Raw genomic sequence first — 13,980 nt, forward strand, 5'->3', positions numbered from 1 at the left:
TCGTGTTCCCTGCTACCCGCGAGGGTTATCGCCCCATCGGCTGGTATCCCAGGATCACCTCGGGCAGCAGCAGCGACAGCGCCGGAATAAAGGTGGTCAGCAAGAGCACCGGCAGATAGCCGAACAGGATGAACGCCATGGTGTACCCGATCATCCGGGGCAGGGTGGTGTTGCCGATCAGCCCGGAGAAATAGAGGATGGGTGCCGTGGGCGGGGTGATCAGCCCCATCCCCAGGTTGACGCCGACAATGGCGCCGAAATGCACCGGATCCATGCCCAGGCTGACGGCAACCGGCAGCAGCATGGGGGAGGCCAGCAGGACGCCGCTGATGTCGTCCAGGAACATGCCGATCAGCAGCAGGAACAGGTTGATGAGCAACAGCAGCAGTATCTTGTTGTCGCTGAGACCCAGAATGAACTCCATCACGGTTTGCGGCACGTTGCCCATGGTCCAGATCCGCGCCAGCATCGACGAGAAGAACACCAGTATCATCAATACCGCCGCTATCTGGCCGGTCTTCCAGGCCACATCGGAAAGGGAGCGGAAGCTCAGTCCCCGGTAGATGAAGACGGCGACGGGAATGGCGTAGATCACGGCGATGGCGGCGGCTTCGGTGGGGGTGGTGATGCCGCCGTAGATGCAGCCCAGAATGACGATCGGCATGGTCAGTCCGAAGGCGGCACGCTTGGTCTTGAGCCAGACATCGGTGCCCGTCTCCCGCAGCGAGCGGCGCGGGGGCTCGACCACCTCCATGTTCCGGGTCAGCACCAGGTTCAGCAGGGTGAAGCTGCCGATCAACAGCAGGGCCGGCAGCACCGGGGCCAGGAACATGGCGGTGATCGAGGTGTTGGTCACCCAGCCGTAGAGGATCATCGAGGAGCTGGGCGGGATCAGCAACGCCAGCACGGAAGAGGCCGCCACCAGCGTGGTGGCGTAGCCCCGGTTATAACCGCGCTCGACCATCTTGGGGATCATGATGGAGCCGATGGAGGCGACCGCCGCGGTGGACATGCCGGAGATGGCGCCAAAGATGGCGGTGGAAAACACCACCACTATGCCGAGCCCGCCCTTGACCCGGGCGATCAGGCTTTCGGCCAGATCGATGAGGCGGCCGGCGATGCCGCCCTGGGTCATCAGCCCGCCGGCGAAGATGTAGAGGGGAATGGCCAGCAGGATCAGCGATGACAGCTTGCTAAAGCCCGACGACACCAGGAAGTTGGCGTTGTGAAAATCACCCGTCGCAAACAGGAACAGGGCGGCGGCCGCAAAGCACAGGGGGGCGGGCACGCCCAGCAGCAGCAGGCCGACGAGGATGATGGCATCAATCAGAATATCGATATTCATCAGGATCTTCCTTCCGCCTTGCGGGCGGTGTCGTTATCGTCGATGTCCGCCAGGGAATGATAAGGGCGGCCTGTGGCCAGGCAGTGGAGTCGGCCGACCAGCTCGATAAGGGTGTACAGAAACATGAGTCCCGCTCCCGCCAGCATGGCGGCATGCACGTAGTAGAGCGGTATTCTCAGCTCCGGCGACTTGGGCACCCGTGCCAGGCTCCACTGGAAATAGCCGAGGCAAAGCCAGCAGATCCAGCCGATGATGGCCAGTGAAACCAGCGACACCAGGGCCTGGAGAGCCGCCTTCGCCGCCGGGGAGGACAGGGCGATGTCCATGACGCCGGCCGAGATATGGTTGCCGCGGTAAACACCGTAACCGGAGCCGATGAAATAGAGCCAGACCGCCAGGTAGACCGCGATCTCTTCCACTCCATAGAGGGGCAAATCCAGGAAGTAGCGAATAAACACCTGAACGAAGATCAGGACGGAAAAGGCGATGGTGGTCAGGCCCATCACCAGGCGCTGCAGCCACAACAGCCTGTTATGCAGCAGGGATAAAACGGTCGTGTCCATGACGATCCCCTGTGTTGGGGCCCTTCCGGCCGCCGCAGGGCGGGGAAGGGCAGGGAGAACGGTTTCATGCCGGAGTGGGCATGGCCGATGGTGCCGGCGGATGCCGGCCTGGGAACCAAGGGCTACCTGATGCCCAGGCTGAGCTTCAGGCGGGCCATGTTGATAGAGCCTATTTCATCCTCTATCTTCGGCCAGACATCGGCACGCACCACCTGGGCGACGGACTCGAGTTCGGGCTTGTCCAGCACCACCACCTCAATCCCCTTGTCGCGCATCTGTTGCAGGAATTTCTCGTGCTCCTGCTCGGCCGTGGCGAAGCGCTCGGCGGACAGCTCGGTGGCGGCCCGGTGGATGGCCCGCTGCTGCTCCCGGGAGAGGCTGTCGAAACGGCCCTTGTTCACCGCCAGGAAAGACACCTCGAAATGGTCGTTGTTCTGTACCCACATCTTGGCGATGTCGGCGAAGTTGTTCATGACCAGCTCGGGTGTCGCCCCGATGGCGCCATCCACCACCCCGGTCTGCATGGCGGTATAAAGATCCGACCAGGGAATGGGGGCGGTCTGATAGCCCAGCCGCTTGAGCAGCTCCTGGTGGGTGGTGCCCCCCGGCCAGACCCGGATCTTGAGGCCCTGGCTGGCGTTCGGATCCCGGGGCGCGGGCGCCGGCTTGGTATAGACGATACCGCCCATGCCGGACACGAAGGCGCCCAGTATCTTGATGTCCTGCTCGGCCAGGGCCTCGTTGATGATTTCATGGACGACACCGCCTTCCGAGAAGGCATCCCGGCCGGATTCGAAATCGAGGGCCGCATAGGGGAACCACTGCAGGGCAAGCACTTCGTTGAAGCTGTTGGACAGAGGCTGCAGGGCGAGATCGATGGTGCCTTCCATCACCTGTTCATGTACCTCGACCCAGTCGCCGAGCTGGCTGGAGGGATAGACCTTAATGTCGATGCTGTCCTGGCTGTATTGCCTGACCCGCTCCGAGAAGGCATTGGCGAACGCCACCACGGTGGAGGTGGGGGGCTCGATCGCCGACAGCCGCAGGGTCTCGGCGGAGAGGGCGGCAAGGGGGCTCAGCGCCAGGGCGCTGGCCAGAGCGACAGCGGAAAAGGTGGGGATGCGATGCAAGAGTTTCATGGCCGACTTCCTTGTGGTTGGGACGGAGGAGATGGCGCCCCGCAGGCGCCTCCTGGATATCCATTAGAGCAGGGGCCGCCGTCGGCGAGCAGTTCGCAGCCGGCACAGCCCGGCGCACCGGGTGCGTCACCCCTGGCGCAATCTGTGCGCCCGGTCGAAAAGGTGCCAGTCGGGGCCTTCCGTAAATGGCATGGGGGCCGTCCCGGTGGCACAATTGGCCACAGCCATGGCCGCCCGGCCGGGCGGCCAAGTCCTTGGAGAGACGACGATGATCAGGGGAAAACGAAGAAGGGAGCCGGCAGCGGCCGCATCTTTCGGGAGCAGGGTGCCGGCCGGGAAGCAAGGTGATGGCTTCCGGGCCGGGAGGAAAAGCATGATGTGCCTGGAAGGCAGGGAGTGAGCCGGGTGGATTTTACGGACAACCTGAAGCTGCTCTGCGGCCACTACCCGTCGATGGCCCGGGTGTGCCAGAAAATGGGCATCAACCGGACCCAGTTCAACAAGTACCTGAGCGGCAAGGTGCATCCCTCCAAGGCGAACCTGCGCCTGATCTGCGACTTTTTCGGGGTGGAGGAGTTCGAGATCCTGATGCCCCATGAGCAGTTCACCAAGCAGGTGATCGCGGCCCGCGCCGAGAATGCTCCCCAGGACGGCTACTCCCGGAAAATGGCCGAGCTGCGCGCTCGGTCCCGGCCGAGCCTGGAGCGCTACCTGGGCTGGTATCACGAATACTACTATTCCCTGGGCTACCCGGGGCGGATTTTCCGCTCGCTGATCCAGGTCGGTACCAGCAAACAGGGCATCGCCTACGCCAGGTACGAACGGCTGATCGGCGCGGGGGCGCGCGGCGAAAAAGTGACTCACTGCCGTTACCATGGCATCGCCGTCAACCTGTGCGACCGTATCTTCCTGATGGACTACGAGGCGTTGACGGAAAACGAAATCACCCAAACGGTGCTGTTCCCCTCCTACAAGAGCCAGCTCAGGCACCTGCTTGGCGTGAAAATCGGCGTGTCGTCCAACAGCCACCGCACCCCGGCCTGTACCCGGGTGCTCTATGACTACCTGGGCGACAGCATCGATTTCAAGAAACAGTTCAGGGTGTGCGGCCTGTATGAGGAAGCCGAGGTCGACGGCCGTATCCGGGCCGCCATCGACAACCGGCGAGCTGTAGACGAGCCGCTGTTTCTCGCCATCGGAGACTAGGGCCTTTGCGGCGCCGAACCAAAAAAAGCCGGGGCTGGGCCCCGGCTGGAAAGGTGAACTTAACTTGAGGTCTTTCAGGAGATCTTCATCAGCGCCGGTATGCCGGGCAGCATGCCCACCATGGCCATGATCACCAGCAACACCGCGAAGGTGATGCCGGGGATCACCCAGCGGTCCATCAGGCGCAGCTTCTTGCCGCGCTCCTTGTCACCGATGAGTCCCAGGTTGTCGAGCAGCATGGTCATGGACCAGCCGAACACCGGGTTGACGAAGGCGGAGGCGAACACCACTATGCCGGCGGACTGGCTGCTGGTGGTGTTGCGGGTCATCTGCATGCCGGCTTCCAGCAAAGGCATGAAGACGCCGACGAGCAGCGCCACCCGCAGTACCGGATCCCACACCGCCAGATCCATGGGGTAGCCCCAGAGGGCGGCGATGACGCAGAACAGGCCGGTGAGCACGGCGCCGGCGGGGATGGGGCGCTTGGCGATGGCGGCGGGGATCATGTAGGTGCCCCAGGAGGAGGCCAGGTTGCCGCCGCCGAGCAGGCTGCCCACCGCCTGGCGTACCGAGGCCACGCCCATGGTGTCGTCCACGTTCATCAGCACCTTGTCGGCCTTCTTCGGGTAGTTCAGCTCCTGGAACACCCGGTGGCCCATGAAGTCCGGCGACCACATGGCCACCGCCAGCACCGCGAAGGGGATCACGCTCACAAAGTGGTGCAGCTCGGGCCAGCCCATCTGCCAGCCGGTGCTTTCGCCCCACCAGTAGCCCGGGCTCAGGTGGGGAATGCCCGGCTCGGTCACGAACTCGAAGGGCGCGCCCAGGACGATGGCGAGCAGGAAGGCCAGGCCGGAGCCGAGCGGGATCGACAGCCAGCGCATTTCCAGCCGGGCCAGCAGGGCATACATGATGATGGTGGCGAGGATCACCGCGAAGGCGATATGGCCCATGTCGATGCCCGTGGCCCAGGCGTTGAGCGCCTTGATCTGGCTGAGCAGGCCCATGGCGCCCAGGTAGATCAGCAGGCCGCCGCGCACCCCGTCGCTGGTGAGCGCCATCAGCTTGCTGCCGCCCTTGCTGATGCTGAGCAGCAGGCCGAACAGGCCCACCATCAGCCCCAATGCCAGCGGGTGGCCGCCGGAGGCGACGATCAGCGGGATCAGCGGGATCATGGGGCCATGGGTGCCGGCCAGGTTGGCGTTGGGGTTGATCAGCCCCGAGAACAGGATCACGAACAGCAGGGCGGCGATCAGCATCTCGAAGCGGACGTTCTCCACCACGAAGCCGCTGCCGAGGCCGAGCGGCCCGGCGAAGGCGGCCACCACCGCGGCCACCATCACTATCTTGCCGATGGTCGCGGCCAGGGCCGGTACCAGATCTTCCAGTTCGAAACTGTAGTCGCGGAACGGCAGGTTGATGCGCCAGCGGCGGGGAGCCATGATCGACAACTCGTGCTCCAGGTAGGCGGCGCGGCTGTCGAACTCGCGCCGGGGCTTGCGCAAATCGCGGTAACGGGGGGACTGGGCCTCTGACACGGGACTCTCCTTGATGATGCTCATCACTATGGTGTCATGTTGGCGCCCATGGTATGGCCTGTTACCGCTTTGTGCCATGCGACCTAAGTCTTAACAAAATGCCATTCTGTGAAATATTTTTTTAACAGCGAACGGGCTGGCGCAGGCCCTCAGCCGTCGGCGGGGGCAGGGCTGCCCCGCACGATATGGATGAAATTCTGCAGGGCCGGGGAGTGGTTGTGGCGGTTCCAGGCGAAGTGGATAGACATGTCGCACTCCCGCAGCTCGGCCATGTCGATAAAGTGCACCCCGGGCGGCGAGCTCCAGCGGCAGTCGCCGGGCACGATGGAAATGCCCAGGCCGGCGGCGACCAGGCTGAGGATGGTGATGTTGTCGGCCCCCTGCTGCACCACCCTGGGCACCAGGCCGAGCCGGGTGAAGTAGGCGCTCAGCCGATCGTAGTAGAGGGGGGAGCTGTGGCGGGGGCCCCAGACGAAGTCAAGCCCGTTCAGCGCCCGCACCCGGGCGGGCGGCGAGGCCACCAGCGGGGAGTCGGCGGGTACCGCCAGCACCAGGTGATCCCGGTGGAACAGATGGCTCTGCAGGAAGTCGGGGACCCTGTCCTCCAGATACAGGAAACCCGCGTCTATGCTGCCCTCCTTCAGCCTCTCGCCCTGGGGCCCCGAGAGCAGCGGATAGACCTCCAGCGCCACCTGGGGGTAGTCGTCCCGGAACCGGGCCAGCAGCCGCCGGATATCCGGCACCCAGAGGTGGGACACCGTTACCCCCAGGGTGACCTTGCCGGTCAGCCCCTGGCCCAGGGCGCGGATGCGCGCCATCACCTGCTCCCGGTTTTCCAGCATCTTGCCGGCTTCTTCGTAGAGCGCCTGGCCGGCCACGGTCAGCGTCATGCCCCGGGTATGGCGCTCGAACAGGCTGACCTGCAGTTTTTCTTCCAGGGCGTGGATCTGGCGGGTCAGGGCCGGCTGGGCGATATGCACCTTGCGGCTGGCCGCCGACAGGGAGCCTTCCTCCACCACGGCGACGAAATAATGCAACTGGCGAAAATCCATCTCAACATTCCGGTGGTTTCACACCGGTCTCCATACCTTAATGGCATTGCGGGTATAGATATTTACTATTTTTTATATTGCCGTAACAAGTCCTATCTTGATCATTAACACTTGCCCTGTCGGCGAGTCGAGGAACGCCATTGCGAAGGAGATGCTTGATGAATACCAACCGCTGGATAGGGCTGCACTTCGTGCTCTGCACCCTGGCCATGATCTGGCCCGGGGCCCTGATCGCCAACCGGGTGGAGCCCATGATACTGGGCCTGCCGTTCCTGTTCTTCTGGTACATCCTGTGGATGTTCCTGCTGTTCGCCGGCCTGCTGGCGGCCTTTATCAAGCAGTATGGAGGCCAGCGCCATGTCTGACGCCGTCATCGTTACCGGCATTACCCTGTCCTACCTGCTGCTGGTGCTGTGGGTGGGGGTGCGCGCCCGCGGCAAGGGCACCGGCTCCAGCCTGGAGCAGTACGTGGCCGGCGGCCGCCACGTGGGGGTGCTGATCCTGTTCTTTATCCTGGGGGCGGAAATCTTCTCCGCCTTCGCCTTTCTCGGCACCCCGGGCTGGGCCTACAAGCACGGCGCCCCCGCCCTCTACATCCTGGCTTACCTGAGTCTTATTCCCATCATCATCTGGGTGATGGGGCCGCGGGTGCGCGAGCTGGGCAAGGCCCACGGCTACCTGACCCAGGCCGACCTGATCGCCCATCACTATCGCAGCCCGGGCCTGGGCGCCTTCGCCGGCATCATCAGCGTGGTCGCGCTGATCCCCTACCTGGCCATCCAGATCGCCGGCGCCGGCCTGCTGTTCCAGGCGGCCACCGGCGGCCTGGTGCCCTTCTGGCTGGGGGCGCTGCTCGCCTTCCTGGTGGTGGCGGCCTATGTGTACTGCAGCGGCCTGGGCGGCATCGGCTGGACCAACCTGCTGCAGGGGGTGATGATGGTGGCCATCGCCTGGTTCCTCGGCTGGGCGGTGACCGATCGCCTGTTCGGCGGCGTGGGTCCCATGTTCGAGCAGATCCAGCTGCAGATGCCGGAATACCTGGTGATGCCGGGCGCCACCGGGGTCATGGGCTGGGGCGCCTTCAGCACCGCCATCCTGGTCAGCGCCTTCGGCGGCGCCATGTGGCCGCACCTGTTCATGAAGTTCTACACCGCCGAAAACGACCGTACCCTGCGCCAGGTGGCCGTGTTCTACCCGCTGTTCGCCTACCTGCTGGTGCCCCTGCTGCTGATCGGCTTCGCCGGCATCCTGGTGTTCGCCGACCAGCCCCTGGCCCGGCCCGACGAGGTGCTGCTCAAGCTGGTGATGGACGTGGCCAGCTTCTCGCCCTGGGTGACCGGCATCATGCTGTCCGGCGCCCTGGCGGCGGCCATGTCCACCGGCGCCAACCTGGCCCATACCGCCGCCACCATAGCGGTGCGCGATATCCTCTGCATCTCGGTGATGCGCAAGGCGTCCGAACGGGCCGTGGTGCGGGCCATCCAGCTGGGGGTGCTGGTGGTGTCGCTGCTCGGCTACCTGTTCGCGCTCTACAACCCGGCGTCGCTGGTGGCGGTGCTGCTGGGCGCCTTCGGCATCATAGTGCAGCTGATGCCCATGGTGGTCGGCGCCCTCTTCCTGCCCGCCCTCACCAAGCAGGCGGTGATCGCCGGCACCCTGCTGGGCGGCGGCCTGACCCTGCTGTACCAGTTCTACCTGCCGTCGCCGCTGCAGTTCCATCCCGGCTTCTGGGGCTTTTTGCTCAACCTGCTGGTGGTGGCCCTGTGGCAGTGGCTGTTCAACAACAAGACCGACGCCGTGGCGTCCAAGGTATAAGGTAACCCCATGCAGATACATGAGCTGATCAAGGGCGCCCTGGCGCGTGTCTACGACGATATCGACCACCTCTACCAGGACCTGCACCGGCATCCGGAGCTGCCGTTCGAAGAGGTCGAGACCGGCCGCAAGCTGGCCGCCCGGCTGGACGCCATCGGCTATGAGGTGACCACCGGCCTCGGCAAGACCGGGGTGGTGGGCCTGCTGCAAAACGGCGAAGGGCCCTGCGTGATGCTGCGCGGCGACATGGACGCCCTGCCCATCCGCGAGCAGACCGGGCTCGATTACGCCAGCTGCCGCCACGACGGGGAGGGCCCGGCGGTGATGCACGCCTGCGGCCACGACCTGCACGCCAGCTGCCTGACCGGCGCCGCCGCCGTGCTCCATGCCCTGCGCGAGCACTGGCGGGGCACCCTGATGGTGGTGCACCAGCCGGCGGAGGAGGTGTTCGGCGGCGCCCGCGCCATGCTCAGGGACGGCCTCTACGAGCGCATCGCCCGGCCCGACGTCATCCTGGGCCAGCACAACATGCCGGCGCTGGCCGGCATGGTGGGCCACATCGCCGGCCGGGCCATGGCCGCGGCCACCACCCTGGGGGTGACCATCCACGGCAACGGCGGCCACGGCTCCATGCCGGCCCAGGCGGTGGATCCGGTGGTGATCGCCGCCCACGCCGTGGTGCGGCTGCAGACCATCGTCTCCCGGGAGGTGGAGCCCAGCGAGCAGGTGGTGGTGACGGTGGGCAAGCTGCAGGCGGGCACCCAGGGCAACATCATCCCCCACAGCGCCGAGCTGGAGATCAACGTGCGCTGCTTCAGCGACGCGCTGCTGCAACAGGTGCTGGATGCTATCCGGCGCATCATCGACGCCGAGTGCCTGGCGGGGCGCTCGCCGAAGCCGGCGGAATACCGGGTGCTGAGCGAAACCATCACCCTGGACAACGACGCCGCCACCGTGGAACGGCTGCGCCGGGCCCACGGCGACTACTTCGGCGAGCCGCAGCTGTTCGAGATGGGCCGGCTCGGCGGCAGCGAGGACTTCCCCTACTTCGGCAACGCCGCCGCCGGCGGCTTCGAGGGCGGGGACATCCCCTACGCCTACTGGTTTATCGGCGCCGCCACCGCCGAGAGTTGGGCCGGCACCCGCGGCGAGCGGGTCTATGATCGCATGCGCCAGCTGCCCATGCCCCACTCGCCCTACTATGCGCCCGACCGCCAGCCCTCCCTGGAAACCGGCATCGCCGCCCTGGTCACCGGCGCCCTGGCGTTTCTGGAACGGTAGCGGCGGCAGGGCTTTCTGCCACCCTTTCGGCGGGCTTTCAGGCGGCCTGCCGTCTGGCCTCGGCGCGGGTCTCGCTCAGGATAAAGCGGCCCCGCTCGTCCCGGCCGACCCGGCCCAGGGCGATCTCCGGATCGTGGGTCAGCACGATGCGGCCGCCCCGCTCGACCAGGTCGGCCAGCAGTTGCTCCTTCTCCTCGATCAGCCCTTCCGGGAAGCGGTCGTAGCCCATGGTGATCGGCAGGTGCACCCAGGGGGCGCCGGGAATGAGATCGCCGGCGAACACCACCGGGCCTCCGGGCATGGCGAATTCCGGCAGCAGCTGGCCCGGGGTGTGGCCGTCGCTGACATGAAAGCGCCAGCCGGGGCCGAGCAGGGGCGGGCCGTCCCCCTCATCTGCCAGCAGCAGCCGTCCGCTGTCTTCCAGCCGTGCCACGAGCTCGGGAATAAAGGAAGCCCGGTCGCGGGCATGGGGCTTTTGGGCTCGCTGCCAGTGACGCCGGCCGGTGATAAAGCGGGCCCGGGGGAACAGCAGCTGGCAGGGGGCGTCCGGGCGCCAGGCCGAGAGCAGGCCGCCGGCGTGGTCGAAATGCAGGTGGGTGAGGATGACGATGTCGATGTCGTCATGGCCGAGGCCGACGGCGGCCAGGCTGTCGAGCAGCACATGGTGCTCTTCCTGCACCCCGAAGCGGCTTTTCAGCTCGGGCGAGAAGAAGGCGCCGATGCCGGTTTCGATCAGTATGTTGCGGCCCGGTTCCTGCACCAGCAGGGCCCGGCAGCCGAGGCGGATGCGGTTGTGTTCGTCAGCCGGCATCCAGCGGCTCCACAGGGCCTTGGGGGCGTTGCCGAACATGGCGCCGCCATCCAGTTGCTGGCTGTTGCCGGCCAGGGTGGTAAAGGTTCTCATGGGTGCTCCTTGAAAGGGGCCCGACGGGCCCCGCCTGACTCAGCCATTGTCCGGCGCCTTGGTGCTGAAGCGCAGCAGATGGGTGCGCTCCACCAGGATATAGAGGATGACCCCGGTGGCCAGGCCCCAACTGGCGCCGTACACCGCCAGCACCACGCCCATGGTGCCGGCGATGCCCCGCTCGGTGTTGTTATTGAGCTGCTCGAAGCCCACCATCAGGCAGATGTAGCCGGTGAGGATCAGGGTCAGCGACAGGGCGATGGGCAGCACCGGCTGGAAGAAGCTGACCAGGGGCAGCATGAACAGGGCGAGGAAGCCGGTGATCCAGAAGGTGCCGGTGCCGCTGTAGATGGACTCCATGGCCTCGCGGCCGTGCTTGTAGCGTTCGGCCATGGTCGCCGCCACGGCGGTCCACAGGGGGCCGGCCAGGCCCGGGTAGGGAGCGAAGCAGGCGTGCAGGGCGTTGCGCAGGGCGGTGACCAGGTGCACCCGGTCGATGTTGTTTTCGATCAACTCGTCGGTGCGCAGCTCGTCGGCCCGCTGCATCAGCGACTGGCCGACGATGATGTCGCCGAAGGCGATGATGTAGGCGATCAGCGCGGTGGGCACCGCCAGCATAAAGACCCGGGGCTCGGGAAAGCCGACGCTGAACGGCAGGTACTGCCACATGGCGGCGAAGTCGGGCTGGGTGATGCCCCACCTGACGTCGGGCATGGAATATTCGCCCACGGCGATGCCCACCAGTATGGCGATGATCATGCCCGGCACCATGCCGTAGTTGACGATCTTGCGCGCCATGGGTACCCGCTCCAGCAGCCCCTTGAAGGACACCGAGAACATCAGGTACAGGCAGATCAGGCTGCCCAACACCAGGGAGACGGGGGTGTTGGCCAGGCGGCCGCCGCTGGAGATTTCGCCCATCAGGGCGGCGATGCCGGCGCCGATGATGATGCCGCCCTTGAGCGAGTTGGGCACCAGCCGCACCATCACCGAGCCCAGCCGGGTCAGGCCCAGCACCAGGAAGATCAGGAACACCAGCAGCTGCAGCGCGAACAGCGCCTGGATGGCGGCCGGTCCCGGCTCGAAGTCGCCGAGGAACAGCAGCACCACCGGAATGCCGGGGGTGATCCAGCCGGGCACGAAGGGCACCCCGAGCAGGGCCGGCAGCATAAAGCCGATGCCGCACACCACCACATAGGCCAGGGCCACCTCGTAGGGCAGGCCCAGGTATTTTTCCAGCAGCGGGATCATGGCCAGGCTGACCACGAACATGATCAGCGCCTGCATCATCTCCGCCGTTTCCCAGCGGTAATGCACGAAAGGCAGGCGGATCTTGAACGGGCCGAGTGGCCAGTGGGGCTGTTCGGCCCCGTGTTGACGTTTGAATACTTGCATGGTTCCCTCCAGGCGCGCCCAAGGGGGCGCGGATCATGGCGTTGAGTGATCAAAGGGGTGCGACGGCTCCCTGCACCCGGCTTGTCGTCGGCGGCGCGGTCAGAGCTCCCTGGCCCAGTCGCGCAGCACGTATTTCTGCACCTTGCCGGTCGAGGTCTTGGGCAGGTTGGTGAACACCACCGTCTTCGGCACCTTGAAGCCGGCCAGGTGCTGGCGGCAATAGCCGATGATGTCGTTTTCGCTGGCGTACTCGCCGCTTTTCAGGGTCACGAAGGCGCAGGGCGTTTCGCCCCATTTCTCGTCCGGCCGGGCCACCACCGACACTTCCAGCACCGCCGGGTGTTTGTAGAGCACGTCTTCCACTTCGATGGTGGAGATGTTCTCGCCGCCGGAGATGATGATGTCCTTCAGCCTGTCCTTGATCTCGATGTAACCGTTGGGGTGGCACACCGCCAGATCGCCGGTGTGGAACCAGCCTCCTTCGAAGGCCTCGGCGGTGGCGTCCGGGTTTTTCAGGTAGCCCTTCATCACCGTATTGCCGCGCATAAAGATCTCGCCGATGGTCTGGCCGTCCTTGCTGACCGGCGCCAGGGTCTTGGGATCCGCCACCATGACGCCCTCCAGGGTGGGGTAGCGCACCCCCTGGCGGGCCTTGAGCCGGGCCCTTTCCTCCAGGCTGCATTGATCCCACTCCCGGTGCCAGGCGCAGACGGTGACCGGGCCATAGACTTCGGTCAGGCCGTAGACGTGGGTGACCCTGATGCCCATTTCCTCGATGGCGCCGATCACCTTGGCGGGTGGCGCCGCCCCCGCCACCATGGCGTGGACCGGGTGGTCGATGGCCGCCTTGGCGGCCTCGGGCATGTTGATCAGGGCGTTGAGGATGATGGGGGCGCCGCATAAATGGCTGACCCCGTGCTCGCGGATCAGGGTGAGGATCTTCTGGGGATCCACCCGGCGCAGGAACACATGGGTGCCGGCCAGGGCGGTCACCGTCCAGGGGTAGCACCAGCCGTTGCAGTGGAACATGGGCAGGGTCCACAGGTAGACGGGGTGCTGGCCCATGGCCCAGGTCATCTGGTTGCCCAGGGCGTTGAGGTAGGCGCCCCTGTGGTGATAGACCACCCCCTTGGGGTTGCCGGTGGTGCCCGAGGTGTAGTTGAGGGAAATGGCCTGCCATTCGTCCTCCGGCCACTGCCAGTCGAAGGCCGGATCCCCTTCCGCCAGCAAGGCCTCGTAGTCCAGTTCGCTCACCGGCTCGCCCTCGCCGTATTCCGGGTCGTTGACGTCGACCACCAGCGGCGGCACCGGCAGCAGGGCCAGGGCGTCGCGGATCACCTGGTGGAACTCCCGGTCGGTGATCAGCACCTTGGCCTCGCCGTGGCGCAGCATAAAGGCGATGGCCTCGGCATCCAGGCGCACGTTGAGGGTGTTGAGCACGGCGCCGATCATGGGCACGCCGAAATGGGCTTCCAGCATGGCCGGGATATTGGGCAGCATCACCGCCACGGTGTCGCCCCGGCCTATGCCCCGCCCGGCCAGGGCCGAGCCCAGGCGGCGGCAGCGTTGGTAGGTGTCGGCCCAGGTCCGGCGGATGGCGCCGTGGATCACCGCCGGATATTCGGGGTAAACGGCGGCGGTGCGCTCGATAAAGCTCAGCGGCGACAGGGCCAGGTGATTGACGGCGGTGGGGGCCAGGCCGGTTTCAAATATGGACATCGTCTTTCCCTCTTGCGAACGTT

12 protein-coding genes are annotated in these 13,980 nt (G+C 65.7%); 4 read left to right on the top strand and 8 right to left on the bottom strand.

Annotated features, from left to right (window positions below; translation table 11 throughout):
• Positions 1-25: 25 nt before the first annotated feature.
• From ACT7DK_RS01725 to dctP, 3 genes are all read right to left on the bottom strand, one after another.
• Positions 26-1,345: a TRAP transporter large permease gene (locus tag ACT7DK_RS01725; protein ID WP_445395707.1), complete on the bottom strand. Its 1,320-nt coding sequence runs from the start codon at positions 1,343-1,345 to the stop codon at positions 26-28.
• Positions 1,345-1,908, bottom strand: coding sequence for a TRAP transporter small permease (locus ACT7DK_RS01730; RefSeq protein ID WP_445395709.1), 564 nt, complete (start codon positions 1,906-1,908; stop codon positions 1,345-1,347). Before ACT7DK_RS01730 ends, ACT7DK_RS01725 begins: the two co-directional genes overlap by 1 nt.
• Before the next feature lie 122 nt (positions 1,909-2,030).
• Positions 2,031-3,047 (bottom strand): TRAP transporter substrate-binding protein DctP, encoded by a 1,017-nt coding sequence (gene dctP, locus ACT7DK_RS01735; protein ID WP_445395711.1) that lies wholly within the window; start codon positions 3,045-3,047, stop codon positions 2,031-2,033.
• A gap of 405 nt (positions 3,048-3,452) precedes the next feature.
• On the opposite strand from dctP, the gene ACT7DK_RS01740 reads away from it, so the two are divergent.
• A complete protein-coding gene (locus ACT7DK_RS01740; RefSeq protein ID WP_445395713.1) occupies positions 3,453-4,253 on the top strand; it encodes a helix-turn-helix domain-containing protein in 801 nt (266 codons plus the stop codon).
• Between the two features lie 74 nt (positions 4,254-4,327).
• On the opposite strand, the gene ACT7DK_RS01745 is transcribed toward ACT7DK_RS01740, so the two are convergent.
• Positions 4,328-5,791, bottom strand: a complete 1,464-nt coding sequence (locus tag ACT7DK_RS01745) for a DUF3360 family protein (RefSeq protein ID WP_445395715.1) — start codon at positions 5,789-5,791, stop codon at positions 4,328-4,330.
• 149 nt (positions 5,792-5,940) lie between these two features.
• Positions 5,941-6,843 carry a LysR family transcriptional regulator gene (locus tag ACT7DK_RS01750; RefSeq protein ID WP_445395717.1) on the bottom strand — a complete coding sequence of 301 codons (903 nt, stop codon included), beginning with the start codon at positions 6,841-6,843 and terminating at the stop codon, positions 5,941-5,943.
• Between the two features lie 158 nt (positions 6,844-7,001).
• Between ACT7DK_RS01750 and ACT7DK_RS01755 the strand changes: the two genes are divergently transcribed.
• The 3 genes from ACT7DK_RS01755 to ACT7DK_RS01765 are packed head-to-tail and all read left to right on the top strand — an operon-like array spanning position 7,002 to position 9,939.
• Complete coding sequence (locus ACT7DK_RS01755) at positions 7,002-7,208, top strand: hypothetical protein (RefSeq protein ID WP_094039059.1); 207 nt, start codon at positions 7,002-7,004, stop codon at positions 7,206-7,208.
• Positions 7,201-8,658: a sodium:solute symporter family protein gene (locus tag ACT7DK_RS01760; protein ID WP_445395720.1), complete on the top strand. Its 1,458-nt coding sequence runs from the start codon at positions 7,201-7,203 to the stop codon at positions 8,656-8,658. The genes ACT7DK_RS01755 and ACT7DK_RS01760 overlap by 8 nt, the downstream gene beginning before the upstream one ends.
• 9 nt (positions 8,659-8,667) lie before the next feature.
• Complete coding sequence (locus tag ACT7DK_RS01765; RefSeq protein ID WP_445395722.1) at positions 8,668-9,939, top strand: amidohydrolase; 1,272 nt, start codon at positions 8,668-8,670, stop codon at positions 9,937-9,939.
• Between the two features lie 37 nt (positions 9,940-9,976).
• On the opposite strand, the gene ACT7DK_RS01770 is transcribed toward ACT7DK_RS01765, so the two are convergent.
• From ACT7DK_RS01770 to ACT7DK_RS01780, 3 genes are all read right to left on the bottom strand, one after another.
• Entirely contained in the window at positions 9,977-10,843 is an 867-nt protein-coding gene (locus ACT7DK_RS01770) for an MBL fold metallo-hydrolase (RefSeq protein WP_445395724.1), read from the bottom strand.
• 39 nt (positions 10,844-10,882) lie between these two features.
• Positions 10,883-12,238, bottom strand: coding sequence for a solute carrier family 23 protein (locus ACT7DK_RS01775; RefSeq protein ID WP_445395726.1), 1,356 nt, complete (start codon positions 12,236-12,238; stop codon positions 10,883-10,885).
• 99 nt (positions 12,239-12,337) lie between these two features.
• Complete coding sequence (locus tag ACT7DK_RS01780) at positions 12,338-13,957, bottom strand: acyl-CoA synthetase (RefSeq protein WP_445395728.1); 1,620 nt, start codon at positions 13,955-13,957, stop codon at positions 12,338-12,340.
• Positions 13,958-13,980 lie beyond the last annotated feature (23 nt).

It is taken from the genome of Zobellella sp. An-6, from assembly GCF_052487945.1.

What these genes read in the sequence shown, in the direction of transcription:
- ACT7DK_RS01770 (WP_445395724.1), bottom strand. Translation starts at nt 10,843, where the DNA reads ATGAGAACCTTTACCACCCTGGCCGGCAACAGCCAGCAACTGGATGGC.
- ACT7DK_RS01775 (WP_445395726.1), bottom strand. Translation starts at nt 12,238, where the DNA reads ATGCAAGTATTCAAACGTCAACACGGGGCCGAACAGCCCCACTGGCCA.
- ACT7DK_RS01725 (WP_445395707.1), bottom strand. Translation starts at nt 1,345, where the DNA reads ATGAATATCGATATTCTGATTGATGCCATCATCCTCGTCGGCCTGCTG.
- ACT7DK_RS01730 (WP_445395709.1), bottom strand. Translation starts at nt 1,908, where the DNA reads ATGGACACGACCGTTTTATCCCTGCTGCATAACAGGCTGTTGTGGCTG.
- ACT7DK_RS01750 (WP_445395717.1), bottom strand. Translation starts at nt 6,843, where the DNA reads ATGGATTTTCGCCAGTTGCATTATTTCGTCGCCGTGGTGGAGGAAGGC.
- ACT7DK_RS01760 (WP_445395720.1), top strand. Translation starts at nt 7,201, where the DNA reads ATGTCTGACGCCGTCATCGTTACCGGCATTACCCTGTCCTACCTGCTG.
- ACT7DK_RS01765 (WP_445395722.1), top strand. Translation starts at nt 8,668, where the DNA reads ATGCAGATACATGAGCTGATCAAGGGCGCCCTGGCGCGTGTCTACGAC.
- dctP (WP_445395711.1), bottom strand. Translation starts at nt 3,047, where the DNA reads ATGAAACTCTTGCATCGCATCCCCACCTTTTCCGCTGTCGCTCTGGCC.
- ACT7DK_RS01755 (WP_094039059.1), top strand. Translation starts at nt 7,002, where the DNA reads ATGAATACCAACCGCTGGATAGGGCTGCACTTCGTGCTCTGCACCCTG.
- ACT7DK_RS01780 (WP_445395728.1), bottom strand. Translation starts at nt 13,957, where the DNA reads ATGTCCATATTTGAAACCGGCCTGGCCCCCACCGCCGTCAATCACCTG.